General features: G+C 71.2%; 10 protein-coding genes. 2 read left to right on the plus strand and 8 right to left on the minus strand.

Annotation, left to right across the window (positions count from 1 at the left end):
• Positions 1-261 precede the first annotated feature (261 nt).
• The 6 genes from AC3IYJ_RS20400 to AC3IYJ_RS20425 all read right to left on the minus strand — a co-directional run bounded on the left by AC3IYJ_RS20400 (position 262) and on the right by AC3IYJ_RS20425 (position 7,687).
• A complete protein-coding gene (locus AC3IYJ_RS20400; RefSeq protein WP_330297492.1) occupies positions 262-801 on the minus strand; it encodes a bacterial proteasome activator family protein in 540 nt (179 codons plus the stop codon).
• Between the two features lie 118 nt (positions 802-919).
• Complete coding sequence (locus tag AC3IYJ_RS20405; protein ID WP_489396215.1) at positions 920-3,757, minus strand: ABC transporter permease; 2,838 nt, start codon at positions 3,755-3,757, stop codon at positions 920-922.
• Positions 3,754-4,485, minus strand: a complete 732-nt coding sequence (locus tag AC3IYJ_RS20410; protein ID WP_489396216.1) for an ABC transporter ATP-binding protein — start codon at positions 4,483-4,485, stop codon at positions 3,754-3,756. Before AC3IYJ_RS20410 ends, AC3IYJ_RS20405 begins: the two co-directional genes overlap by 4 nt.
• A 31-nt stretch (positions 4,486-4,516) precedes the next feature.
• Positions 4,517-5,212 carry a PadR family transcriptional regulator gene (locus AC3IYJ_RS20415; RefSeq protein ID WP_489396217.1) on the minus strand — a complete coding sequence of 232 codons (696 nt, stop codon included), beginning with the start codon at positions 5,210-5,212 and terminating at the stop codon, positions 4,517-4,519.
• Positions 5,213-5,307: 95 nt separating this feature from the next.
• Positions 5,308-5,901 (minus strand): hypothetical protein, encoded by a 594-nt coding sequence (locus AC3IYJ_RS20420; RefSeq protein ID WP_489396218.1) that lies wholly within the window; start codon positions 5,899-5,901, stop codon positions 5,308-5,310.
• 103 nt (positions 5,902-6,004) lie between these two features.
• Positions 6,005-7,687 carry a protein kinase domain-containing protein gene (locus AC3IYJ_RS20425; RefSeq protein WP_489396219.1) on the minus strand — a complete coding sequence of 561 codons (1,683 nt, stop codon included), beginning with the start codon at positions 7,685-7,687 and terminating at the stop codon, positions 6,005-6,007.
• Between the two features lie 228 nt (positions 7,688-7,915).
• On the opposite strand from AC3IYJ_RS20425, the gene AC3IYJ_RS20430 reads away from it, so the two are divergent.
• Entirely contained in the window at positions 7,916-9,499 is a 1,584-nt protein-coding gene (locus tag AC3IYJ_RS20430) for a protein kinase domain-containing protein (RefSeq protein WP_489396220.1), read from the plus strand.
• An 89-nt stretch (positions 9,500-9,588) separates the two neighbouring features.
• Here the strand turns inward: AC3IYJ_RS20430 and AC3IYJ_RS20435 are convergent, their stop codons facing one another.
• Positions 9,589-10,005 carry a pyridoxamine 5'-phosphate oxidase family protein gene (locus tag AC3IYJ_RS20435; protein ID WP_489396221.1) on the minus strand — a complete coding sequence of 139 codons (417 nt, stop codon included), beginning with the start codon at positions 10,003-10,005 and terminating at the stop codon, positions 9,589-9,591.
• Positions 10,006-10,145: 140 nt separating this feature from the next.
• Entirely contained in the window at positions 10,146-10,817 is a 672-nt protein-coding gene (locus AC3IYJ_RS20440; protein ID WP_330297500.1) for a response regulator transcription factor, read from the minus strand.
• Between the two features lie 571 nt (positions 10,818-11,388).
• Between AC3IYJ_RS20440 and pdhA the strand changes: the two genes are divergently transcribed.
• A complete protein-coding gene (gene pdhA, locus AC3IYJ_RS20445) occupies positions 11,389-12,600 on the plus strand; it encodes a pyruvate dehydrogenase (acetyl-transferring) E1 component subunit alpha (RefSeq protein WP_489396222.1) in 1,212 nt (403 codons plus the stop codon).
• Positions 12,601-12,604 lie beyond the last annotated feature (4 nt).

Raw genomic sequence — 12,604 nt, forward strand, 5'->3', positions numbered from 1 at the left:
GACGGGTTTTGGCGCTTACCGGGTCTTTACGGACCGGCGGTGAGGTCGGGCGGTTCGCTCCGCGGGCCGGTTGGCGGGGCCACGGGCGGGGCCCGGTCCCCGACCCCGCCCGTGGGACCGGGGGACGGCTCCGGGACCGGGGGACGACTTCGGAGCCGGGGGACGGCTCCGGCGTCGGAAGACGACTCCGGGGCCGGACTCACCGCGGGGTGAGTCCGGCCCCGGAGGGGTGGACAGGGGTGGGGCTATCCGGTCACAGCACTACAGGTACGGGCCCGAGCGGATGGCTCCGTGGGGGCCTTCGTCGTCGTCCTCGTGGGAAGAACCGGGCGGGAGGGCCCGGCGCATCTGTTCCAGCTGGGCCCGCGCGGCCATCTGCTGCGCGAACAGGGCCGTCTGGATGCCGTGGAACAGGCCTTCCAGCCAGCCCACCAACTGGGCCTGTGCGATCCGTAGTTCGGCCTCGGAGGGGATGGCCTCCTCGGTGAAGGGAAGGGACAGGCGCTCCAGTTCCTCCACCAGCTCGGGAGCCAGACCGTCCTCCAGCTCCTTCACCGACGCGGCATGGATGTCCTTGAGACGGACCCGGCTGGCCTCGTCCAGAGGCGCGGCGCGGACCTCTTCCAGGAGTTGCTTGATCATGCTGCCGATCCGCATGACCTTGGCGGGCTGTTCGACCATCTCCGTCACCGGGACCTCGCGCGACTCGTCATCGGCGCCGCCGACCGGCATCCCGTCCTGCCCCACGATCAGGCCGGGCGGGGGGCTGTCCTGCGACCGTTCACTCCTCGGCATCTCCATGCCGTCATTCTCTCGCACACCTTCGCTTTCACACGGTGTGCCCCCGCACAGGCGTGATCCACCCTGTGCGGGGGCACCAACATCCGCCGGATGCCGCCGCGGTGCCGTCCGGCAGCCGTCAGACCTCGCGCCGGGCGAGGGCCCCGCTCGAACGCGTGACCAGGGCCGCCAGCAGTGCGGCGCCGACCGGGACCACGATCAGCAGGCCGCCCAGCGTGGCCCACGGAATCGCGATGGGGATGTACGGCACGGTCTCCGCGTAGCCGTGCTCGATGCTGCTGCGGACCATGTCGGCCGCGGCCTGCCGCTCGGTGAGCCGCAGGCCCACCGCGGGCAGGATCCCGGCCGCCGAGCCGAGGACCACGCCCATCAGGGCGACCACCCCGCACTGGAAGCCGCTGAGCGTGCGCCGCACCCTGGGCGGGGCGCCGACCGCCGCCAGGGTCTTGAGGTCGGCTTCGGCGTCCGCCTGGGCCAGCCCGGTGGCGATGCCGGCAGCGCCGATGGTGACCAGACCGGCGAAGACGGTCAGGGCGAGCATGATCAGGCTGTCGTTGCCCTCGTAGCCCTTCTCGACGCGCACCGAGGCGTCCACGCCGATCTTGTCGAGGGCGCCGTCCACCCGCTGCAGCTGCTCGGAGGTGGCCCCGCCGTCGAGGGTGAAGTACGAACCGAAGGGGGCGGTGGTCAGGCCCGCGTTCTTCGCGGCCGAAGGCGGCAGCACCAGCTTCAGGCCGTAGCCCTTCTCCGATTCGGGCAGCGTGTAGGCGGCGAACACCTTGTCCTCGCCCGGCGGTTCCTCACCGGGCTCCGAACCGCTGCCGGGGGTCTCGGTGGTGATCACCCGCACGGTGACCTTTCCGTCCTTCACGTTCTGCCTGGCGAAGGAGACGGCCTTGCCCGACTTCAGCGCGGACACCGCGCCCGGATCGGTGACGGCCAGGACGGAGAGCAGCTTCTCGTCCGCGATGACCAGGGGGTACTGGACGCCCATGTTCTCCCGGGCGCACCGCCAGTCGGCGCTGAGCTCCTTGCGCTGTTCCAGGGTGAAGGCGCTGGGGCCTTCCTTGGTCGTGTAGAGGGGGCAGCGCTGGTCCTTCGGGATGATGATCTCGGCCCGTCCGCAGCCCCGGCCGACGGAGTACGGGGAGCAGCCGGGCTTGCCGATGGCGACCCTGTCCACGTCGGCCCGTACGCCCAGCCGGAGGTCCTTCTCCAGCGCGAGGCGCGCGGCGGGTACGTCCCGGTAGGCGGCGCTGTCGTGGGTCTCCAGGAGGCCGGTCCCGAAGGGCAACTGGGCGACGTACTCGGACCGTGCCTGGAGTTCGTGGCTGTGCTGGAAGGTGGCGACGGCGACGGTGCCGGCGACGGCGGCCAGTACGGCGGCCACGGCCGGTGCCGTACGCCCCCGGTTGCGGACGGAGTCGCGCAGCGCGAGCCGGGGCGACAGCGGCAGCCAGCGGCCGGCCCGCCCGAACAGGCCGACGAGGGCGGGGGTGAGGGCGACGATGCCGAGTTCGGCGATGCCGCTGCCGCCCGCGACGACCATGGAGCCCATCCCGGAGACCGTGCCGTACAGGGCGATGGCGGCGCCGCCCGCGACGGCGATCAGGCCGAGGACGGGCAGGACCCGGTTGGACCGGCGTACGCCGCGGCGGCCGGTGAGGGAGGCGAGCACGGTCTGCCGGGAGGCGGTGACGGCCGGGACGATGGCGGCCAGCAGCCCGGTCAGGACGGCGATGAGGCCGATGGCGACGAGCTCCAGCGGGCGGATCTCGAAGCCGCCGAAACGCTTGCCGATCTGGGCTTCCAGGACCGGCCGGAGACCGAAGGTGAGGCTCAGGCCGATGGCGGTGCCGATGACGGCGGCCGCGGCGCCGATGACCAGGCCGCCGGAGAGCACGATGGCCCGGATGTGGCGCCGGTCGCCGCCGTTGGCGCCGACGAGGCCGAGCTGGCGGCGCGAGCGCCGGGCGCCGACCGCGAAGGCGGGTCCGGCCAGCAGGCAGATTTCCAGCATGGCGAGGCCGACGACGGTGGACAGGATGGCGAGTTCGGTCTTGCCGAGGATCGCGTCGCTGTTCCAGTTGTTCTTGGGCTCCTGCTGGTAGAGCGGCACGTCGGCATCGGCCGGCGGGTTGAGCAGGACGGCGCGCGACTCGACCACGAGGCCCTTGGCGTTGGCCTGCTTGACGACGTTCCACGTGAAACCATCGCCGCCGACCTTGACCAGGTAGGAGTGCTGGGCGCGCAGTTCGTTGCCGCCGGAGGCCTCTCCGGCCTTTTCGAGCGGGGCGAACAGGCTCCCGGGCGGGGCGATCAGCTGTGACTGCTTCAGCGCGTCGGGCAGCTCGTAGGCGCCCACGATCTTGTAGGAGATCGCGGAATCCCGCGGGGTCACGGTGGAGCCGACGAAGTAACCGGACTCCTCCAGGAAGGCGTTGGTGGCCATGATCTCGCCGGCCGCCTGCGGCAGCCGGCCGCGGTCCAGCTTCCACAGACCCTTCGTCAGCGGGCTGGCCGTGTCCACCTCGCGCATCTCGGTGAAGAGGATCCCGTACCGGGTACGGACCTTGGCGTAGGCGGTGCTGTCGCGGGTGGACTCGGCGCCGGGCGGCAGCGGGGGCGGGGTGTTCCCGGTGTCCTGGAAGCCGCCGTTCTGGTTGATCTTGTCGTACCCGCCGACCGGGGCGTAGTTCTTGCCGTCGGGCGACTGGTAGAGGGGAATGCCGTTCATGTGCGCGTCGCCGACCCGCGCGTCGGCGGCGCCGAGCAGTCGGTCCGCGCGCTGCTCGGCGGTGAGCTGGGAGCTGCGCACGGTGAGGTCGGCGGCGCTGACGCCGACGATCGGCAGGGCGATCATGGCCAGGACGAGGGCGCTGCGGCCCTTGGAGCGCCAGGCGTCGCGGCGGGCGATCCGGATCGCCGCGATCCAGGAGTGGTACGTGGAGATCACTGGTTGCCCGCCTGCCCGGTGAGCAGGGAGTCGGCGTGGCTGCGCAGGGTCTCGTCCACGACGCTGCCGTCGCGCAGGAACACCACGCGGTCGGCCCATGCCGCGAACCGCGGCTCGTGCGTCACCAGGACCCCGGCCGCACCCGCGTCGCAGCGCGAGCGCAGCAGGGCGAGTACGGACTCCCCGGTCTCCGAGTCGAGGGCGCCGGTCGGCTCGTCGGCGAGGACGAGGCGGCGGTCGCCCACGAGGGCGCGGGCGATGGCCACGCGCTGCTGCTGTCCGCCGGACATCTCGTCGGGGAACCGGTCGGCGAGGTGGGACAGGCCCATCTCCTCCAGGGCGGCCATCGCGGAGACGCGGGCCTTGCGGGCGGAGATCCCGTCGAGCTCGCGCGGCAGTGCGACGTTCTCGGCGGCGGTGAGGGCCGGGATCAGGTTGTAGTCCTGGAAGACGTACCCGATGCTGCGGCGGCGCAGCGCGGCCAGCTGCTTGCGGCCGGCGGTGGTGATGTCGGTCCCTTCGACGATCACCCGGCCGCTGCTGGGGGTGTCGAGGCCCCCGGCGAGGGTGAGCAGCGTGGACTTGCCGGACCCGGAGGGGCCCATGACGGCGACGAGTTCGCCGGGGTACACGGAGAGGTTGATTCCGCGCAGGGCGTGCACCTCGGTGGCGCCGCTGCCGTGCGTGCGGACGAGCTGGTCCAGCTGCAGTACGGGCTGGTCGGGCATGAAGGGTCCCCCCCTGGAACATGAGCGGTGGTCAGCCCCGCCGCGTGCGGGCGGCGCGGGGCATCCGGTCGGTGGTCGGGATGGTCGTGGCGGCGGCGGGTTCCCTGGTGGGTTCCCCGGGCGGTTCCCCGTCGGCCGTCCGAGGGCCGGCCCGGTCCGGCTCGGCCCCGGCGAGCTCCCCGCTCGCCCAGAGCCGTACGAGCCTGGTCTCGCAGTGGTCGAGCCAGCGGGCCTCGGCTTCGGTCTGGAAGATCAGCTGTTCCAGCACGAGCAGCCAGGCGATGTCGTCGCGTTCGCCGGTCCGACCGCTCTCGATGGCGGTCAGGGCCTGGGCCTTGAGCCGGGTGTAGTCCTGCATGGCCTGGACGGTGGCGTGCCGCTGGGACTGGATGACGGCGCGGATGTCCACGTTGGGCGCGCCGACGGCCATGGCGAGCTTGATGGCGAGCTCGTCGCGGGGTGGGTTGGCCCGGTCGACGGGGCGCTCGTACCACTCGCGCAGTTCGGCGCGTCCGGTGTCGGTGATGGCGTAAAGGGTGTGCCCGGCGGTGTCCTCGCCGCCGGGGGCGACGAGGCCGTCCCGCTCCAGGCGGGCGAGCGTGGTGTACACCTGCCCGACGTTGAGCGGCCAGGTGGAACCGGTGCGGGACTCGAATTCGGTGCGCAGTTGGGAGCCGTACCGGGGGCCCCGTTCCAGCAGGGCGAGAAGGCCGTGACGAATGGACATACTCAGTATGTATACCGAGTATGTCGATCACCGCAACCATCCTGTGGGCTACGCCGCAAGGGGGAGGGCGGGGATCCGTGGGTCCTGAGGGGGAGTCAGCGGCCCCGGCGCAGCCGCATCCCCATGAAGCCGAAACCGAGCCCCATCAGGGCGAATCCGGTTCCGAGGGGCAGTATCTGCGCGGCGAGGTCGGCGGCCCGCTCGTTCGGCTCGGTCCCGACCGCGCTGACCGGGGCCGGGACGGAGGGGACCTCGGGGGCCGTCCGGACGGGCTCGGTGCGCGGGAGGGCCGGGACGGGCCGGGCGGCGAGGACGGTCTCGGGATTGGCGGGCTCGGTGGCTGCAAGCCCCGGCCGCTCCCGCCCGGCCCCGGCGGCGCTCCCGGCGAGCTCCTCGAAGCCCCGGTCCGGCGCGTAGCCGGAGGCGGCGACGGCGCTCGCGGGCGAAGCGGACGAAGCGGGTGCGGGTTCAGCGGAGGGTTCGGTGGCGGGTGCGTAGTCGGGCGTGGTGACGGATGCGGCGGCGGGTGCGGTGACCGGCGTGGCGGTCGACGCGGCGGTCGGCGTGGCCGACGGCGAAGCGAAGGACGGGGCGGGCGCCGGCCCGGCGTTCGCGGGCGCCGTGACCAGCAGCGCGGCGGACGCCAACGCTGCCCCGGCGGTCCAGCGCAGCGCGCGGGCATATGTCACGCACTCAGATTTACATAAATGGACAAAAGGGGCATCTCGTACGGCCCGTACGGGATGCCCCTGAGGCAAACGGCCCTGTCGCGGGTCGCCTGCTGCGCGTCGCCTACTCGGGGTCGCCCGTGGACACGTACAGGATGAAGGTGGTCTCCTTCGGGTCGATCTTGGAGCCTTCCGCGGGCGACTGCTCGACGACCGTCGCCTCGCCGTAGACCGCCTCGTCGCGGGGCTTCTCCTCGTACTTCCAGCCAGCGGCCCGGATGCAGGCCTTCACCGAGACGACGTTGATGTACCGGAAGTCCGGCGCCTGCACCTTGGTCGCGTCGTTGAGGTCCTTCTGGGGCTCCTTGCACTTCTTGTCGTCGATGACGCGCGAGGTGTCCGGCCCCTTGTGCGAGGCCTTCGGCGAGGCCTTGGCGGAACCCGAAGCGGAGGGCCCGTTGGCCGGCGGGCCGGCCTTGTCGTCCTTGCCGTCCGGGAGCAGCCCGTAGACCAGTCCGCCCACGACCGCCAGCGACACCGCGATGGCGCCCCACATCACCCGGACGTTCCTCTTCGGCGAGCCCCCGCCGACGGAGGTCTGCGCGCCCTGCGACGCGGCCGCGTACGGCGCCGGGGTCGGCGCCCCGAAGGCCTGCTGGGCCGGCGGCGGGGTCTGGTACTGCTGGGGCTGCGCGTGCTGCTGCGGGTACCCGTACGCGCCCGGGTTCGGCGCGGGCGTCGGAGCGTACGGGGACGGCGCCGGGGTCTGCGGGGGCTGGTACGGCTGCTGCACCGAATGCGGCGCCTGCAGGCCCGAGTCCACCGGCGGGAACACCGCCGAGCCGACCCCGGCCCCGCTGCCGGTCGGGTGCGAGCCGGGGACGATGACCGGGGCCCCGGTGTGCCCGGCGCCCGCCACCCGCGCGACCTCGTCGAGCATGGCCGCGGCGGTGGGGAAGCGCTCGTTCGGGTTCTTCTTCAGGGCCCGCGCCACCAGCGCGTCCATGGCCGGGGTGACCGAGCGGTTGATGGAGGAGGGCGCGACCGGCTCCTCCTGCACGTGCGCGTACGCCATGCCCAGCGCCGAGTCCGCGATGAAGGGGACCCGCCCGGTCAGCAGCTCGAAGAGCATGATGCCGACCGAGTAGAGGTCGGAGCGGGCGTCCACCGCCCGGCCGAGCGCCTGCTCGGGGGAGAGGTACTGCGGGGTGCCGACGACCATGCCGGTCTGCGTCATCGAGGTGACCCCCGACTGCATGGCCCGCGCGATGCCGAAGTCCATCACCTTGACCACGCCGCGCTTCGTCATCATGACGTTGCCCGGCTTGATGTCGCGGTGGACCAGGCCCATCTCGTGGCTGCTCTCCAGAGCCGCCAGCACGTCGGCGGTCACCTTCAGCGCCTTGTCGGCCGGCATCGCCCCGTACTGCCTGATGTCCGCGTCCAGGACCGAGCCGAGCGGCCGCCCCTCGACGTACTCCATGACGATGTACGGCATGACCCCGCCGTCGGCCGCGGAGGGGTCCGCGAAGGAGACGACGCCCTCGCCCGTGTCGAATACCGAGACGATGTTCGTGTGCGACAGTTTCGCTACAGCCTGGGCCTCGCGGCGGAAGCGCTCGCGGAAGGAGGCCTCGCGGCCGAGTTCGCTGTGCAGGGTCTTGATGGCGACTTGGCGGTCGAGCGCGGAGTCGTAGGCGAGGTAGACGGACGCCATGCCGCCCTCACCGAGCAAATCCCTTAGCTGGTAACGGCCACCGGCCAAAGAGCCGCCCGCGTACTGGCCCTGAGTGCCGTCCTGGCTCATGACTGTTGCTTCCCCTCGGGATGTGTCCCCACGCCTCTGGCCGGGCGCATGTCGGGCTCAGTCTGCCGGAGGGCAAGCACACGTCAAGCCAGGTTCCCGTTCCGTGACCACAAGGCCACCGGGCGTCTCGTCCGAACGGTGACCGGTTCCGAGGCTGTAGCGTTCATCGGAGCAGACGATGAGGACCTACCGCTGAGCGGCGGCCGAGACAGACGACGGTGAGGACTGATGGCACCCGAACCCGAGGGAAGCGGCGCCGGGATGGCAGAGGGTCCTGAGCACTGGGGCGCGGGCGGGCTGGTGGGAGACGGCCGTTACCGGCTGACCCACCGTCTGGGACGCGGCGGCATGGCCGAGGTCTTCGCCGCCGAGGACGTCCGGCTCGGCCGGACCGTGGCCGTCAAACTGCTGCGCCCGGACCTCGCCGAGGACCCCGTGTCCAAGGCCCGCTTCACGCGCGAGGCGCAGTCGGTCGCGGGCCTCAACCACCATGCCGTCGTCGCCGTGTACGACTCGGGCGAGGACCGGGTCGGCCCGAGCGTCGTCCCCTACATCGTCATGGAACTGGTCGAGGGCCGCACCATCCGCGACCTGCTGATCAGCGCCGAGGCCCCGGGCCCCGACCAGGCGCTGATCATCGTCTCCGGCGTGCTCGAAGCGCTCGCGTACTCGCACCAGCACGGCATCGTGCACCGTGACATCAAGCCCGCCAACGTGATCATCACGGACGCCGGCGCGGTCAAGGTGATGGACTTCGGCATCGCGCGCGCCCTGCACGGCGCGCAGTCGACGATGACCCAGACCGGCATGGTCATGGGCACGCCGCAGTACCTGTCGCCCGAACAGGCCCTCGGCAAGGCCGTGGACCACCGCTCCGACCTGTACGCGACGGGCTGTCTGCTCTACGAACTCCTCGCGCTGCGGCCGCCCTTCACCGGGGAGACCCCGCTGTCGGTGGTCTACCAGCACGTGCAGGACGCGCCGATCCCGCCGTCCCAGCTGCCCGAGGGCCACCACATCCCGCACGAGCTCGACGGGCTCGTCATGCGTTCCCTCGCCAAGGACCCGGACGACCGGTTCCAGAGCGCCGAGGAGATGCGCGGGCTCGTCCAGTACGCCCTCCAGATGCTGCACGACCAGGGGCCGAACACCGGCACTTGGAACACCGGCCCGGTCACCATGGCGCTGCCGCACGGCCGCGGCCCCTCGCAGACCACCGCGATGCCGATGCCGGGCAACGGCGGCCAGCCCCAGTACAACTCGCACGCGTCGACCTCGCAGTTCCAGCAGCCGATGGTGCCCCCGCTGAACCCGGACGACGGCTCGGCCTTCCCGGGCGGCGGCGGCCACGGCGGCCACGGTGGTCAGGGCGGGCACGGGGGCTACGACGGGTACGACGGCTACGACGACCGGCCCGGCGGCGGCCGCTGGAAGCTGTGGCTGTTCGCGGTCCTCGCCGTGATCGCGGTCGCGGGTGGCGTGGCGTACGCGATGAGCGGCGTCGGAGGCAAGGGCGGCCAGAAGGAGGGACCGTCGACGACGGTGTCCTCCTCGTCCTCGTCGAGCGGTCCGTCGAACAGCGCGACCCCGGACACTCCGCCGTCCCGGACGCCGGAGAGCTCGCACTCGTACGACTACTCGCCGTCGCCGAGCCGCAGCAAGTTCTCTCCGAGCTATTCGCCGAGTCCGACGCCGACGCCCAGCCCGACTCCGACGCCGGTCCCCACGCCGACGAAGTCGAAGCCGACGTCGCCGAGCCCGACCCCGAAGCCGACGCCGACGGACCCTGCGAATCCCGACCCGGAGCAGTGACCCTGAGCAACGCGAACGGCCCGGCGGCCGGTTGAATCCAACCGGCCGCCGGGCCGTTCGCCGTCGGGACCAAAGTCCCCGCGGGTCTTTCAGAGTGCGTGCTGGTACTGCCGGTCCATATTGCCCGCGAGGGTGTGGACCGTGACGAGCTGGGGCTCGACGCGCATGTAGACCGGGTCGAAGACCGCGCCGTCGATAAAGTGCGGACCGGGGCCGAAGAGTTCCAGTTCGGCGGTGGTGGGTTCGACGATGTTGGCCGTGCCGGTGATCTGCACGGACCACAGCCGGGGTTCCGCGGAGTTGAAGTTGTCGGCGCCGTAGGAGACCACGCTGCCGTTGCAGGCCTGGTGGTATCCGAATCCGGCGTGCATTCTCAGGACGACCTTGCCGTTCACCACGATGTGGCGGGCGAGGGCGAGGAAGGGCAGCGCGCGCATGCTGGTGGCGACTCGGCCGTACGGCACCCGGCGCAGCAGTTCGATGGCGTGGAGTTCCTCTGGGGACATGTCACCCACTTTCCGGTACCGACACCGTGCCGGAAAAGAGGAGCCCGCCCCGCACATCGGGGACGTTAGTCCCGAATTAAACAGAACACCCCGTGGAATCGTGCATCCACGGGGCGTCACGGTGCGTGACCGAAATGGGCCTACCGGCGCTGCTCGGCCTGGAGGCGGGCCACGTACGCGGCGGCCTGGGAGCGTCGCTCCATGCCCAGCTTGGAGAGCAGGCTGGAGACGTAGTTCTTGATCGTCTTCTCGGCCAGGTGCAGCCGCTCGCCGATCACGCGGTTGGTCAGGCCCTCGCCGATCAGGTCGAGGATCTTGCGCTCCTGCTCGGTGAGGTTGGAGAGCCGGTCGTCGCCCTTGCCGTTCTTGCCGTCGCGCAGCCGCTCCAGCACCCGGGCCGTGGCGACGGGGTCCAGCAGCGACTTGCCGGCCGCGACGTCGCGTACGGCGTTGAGCAGCTCGTTGCCGCGGATCGCCTTCAGCACGTAGCCCGAGGCGCCCGCCATGATCGCGTCGAACAGCGCTTCGTCATCGGCGAACGAGGTGAGCATGAGGCACTTGATGTCCTCGTTCTGCGAGCGCACCTCGCGGCAGACCTCCACGCCGCTCCCGTCGGGCAGGCGGACGTCGAGCACGGCCACGTCGGGTCGGGTGGCGGGAATGCGGACCAGCGCGTCGGCGGCGGTGCCGGCCTCACCGACGATGTCGATGTCGTCCTCCATCGACAGGAGTTCGTGAACACCCCGACGCACCACTTCGTGGTCGTCCAGAAGGAAAACCTTGATCTTTGCCTGACCGTCTTGTGCGCTCATCGACTACCCGTCCGAGTGGTTGTGCGTCCCCGGGCACGTGCCGACGGCGACTCAGCGGACAAAGAGCCGGTTGTGGCAATGGGATGGCCCCTTGTCCAGCCCCCATCCTAGCCTCGAAGTGTCCCAAGAGGCGCTTTTGAGGGCGGACCGGGTGCAATCGGAGCAAGCCGGAGTGTTGTGGGCGCACGGGGTGGATCCGGGGTGGATTCGGGGTGGATCCGGGGCGGGTGCCGGGTTCCTGTTACCGCCGGAAGGCCCAGAACTCAAGCCCTTCCATGAAGATGAAGGCCGGGATAACGTGCCGTTGTTCCGGCCCCCTGCAAGGCTGTGACCAGTGGTTGTTCCCGCTTCCGCCGATTTACTTGGAAATCCAAGCAAAATCGCAGGTCAAACGGGGTTTCGCAGTTATGCGACGCACTGGGTAACGTGCATTGCGCAGGGCACTCGCCGGGGCACCTGTCACGCCTGAATCCCAAGCCCGAAGCGCACCCACCCCGTGCGCGGGCAGAGATGCAGGTGAGCCGCACTGGTCCCCGGAGAACCCGGGTGCCGGACCGACGGAGGAGCAATCGTGACCGTGGAGAGCACTGCCGCGCGCAAGCCGCGCCGCAGCGGCGGCACCAAGCGGCAGGCAGGCGCGGCGAGCGCCGCCAAGGCCGCCGCCGCCACCGCGCAGACGCATGATGACGCCGAACCCCAGCTCGTACAGCTGCTGACGCCCGAGGGGGAACGGGTCGAGGTCGCGGACCATCCCGACATCGCGGAATTCGCCCCCTACGTCGCCGACATCACCACCGAAGACCTGCGCGGCCTCTACCGCGACATGGTCATGACCCGCCGTTTCGACGGCGAGGCCACGGCGCTCCAGCGCCAGGGCGAGCTGGGCCTGTGGGCCTCGCTGCTCGGGCAGGAAGCCGCGCAGATCGGCTCCGGCCGGGCCCTGCGGGACGACGACTACGTCTTCCCCACCTACCGCGAGCACGGCGTGGCCTGGTGCCGCGGGGTCGACCCGACCAACCTGCTCGGCATGTTCCGCGGTGTGAACCACGGTGGCTGGGACCCGACCACCAACAACTTCCACCTGTACACGATCGTCATCGGCTCCCAGACGCTGCACGCGACCGGGTACGCGATGGGCGTGGCCAAGGACGGCGCCGACTCGGCCGTCGTCGCCTACTTCGGCGACGGCGCGTCCAGCCAGGGCGACGTGGCGGAGGCCTTCACCTTCTCCGCCGTCTACAACTCCCCCGTGGTGTTCTTCTGCCAGAACAACCAGTGGGCGATCTCCGAGCCGACCGAGCGCCAGATGCGCGTGCCGCTCTACCAGCGCGCGAAGGGCTTCGGCTTCCCGGGCGTCCGCGTCGACGGCAACGACGTCCTGGCCTGCCTCGCGGTGACCCGCTGGGCGCTGGAGCGGGCCCGCCGCGGCGAGGGCCCGACGCTGGTCGAGGCCTTCACGTACCGCATGGGCGCGCACACCACCTCGGACGATCCGACGAAGTACCGGCGCGACGAGGAGACGGCGGCCTGGGAGGCCAAGGACCCGATCCTGCGCCTGAAGGCCCACCTGCTGGCCACCGGAGGCGCCGACGAGGCGTACTTCGAGCAGCTCGAGGTGGAGAGCGAGGCACTCGGCAAGCGGGTGCGCGAGGTCGTGCGCTCGATGCCCGACCCGGACACCATGGCGATCTTCGAGAACGTCTACGCGGACGGGCACGCGCTCGTCGACGAGGAGCGCGCGCAGTTCGCCGCCTACCTCGCGTCCTTCGAAGGCGGGGAGTGACCGT

The organism is Streptomyces sp. GL_140, from assembly GCF_057834465.1.

Coding starts and splice junctions, on each gene's coding strand:
- AC3IYJ_RS20440 (WP_330297500.1), bottom strand. CDS start 10,817: ATGAGCGCACAAGACGGTCAGGCAAAGATCAAGGTTTTCCTTCTGGAC.
- AC3IYJ_RS20430 (WP_489396220.1), top strand. CDS start 7,916: ATGGCACCCGAACCCGAGGGAAGCGGCGCCGGGATGGCAGAGGGTCCT.
- AC3IYJ_RS20400 (WP_330297492.1), bottom strand. CDS start 801: ATGGAGATGCCGAGGAGTGAACGGTCGCAGGACAGCCCCCCGCCCGGC.
- AC3IYJ_RS20415 (WP_489396217.1), bottom strand. CDS start 5,212: ATGTCCATTCGTCACGGCCTTCTCGCCCTGCTGGAACGGGGCCCCCGG.
- AC3IYJ_RS20425 (WP_489396219.1), bottom strand. CDS start 7,687: ATGAGCCAGGACGGCACTCAGGGCCAGTACGCGGGCGGCTCTTTGGCC.
- AC3IYJ_RS20410 (WP_489396216.1), bottom strand. CDS start 4,485: ATGCCCGACCAGCCCGTACTGCAGCTGGACCAGCTCGTCCGCACGCAC.
- AC3IYJ_RS20435 (WP_489396221.1), bottom strand. CDS start 10,005: ATGTCCCCAGAGGAACTCCACGCCATCGAACTGCTGCGCCGGGTGCCG.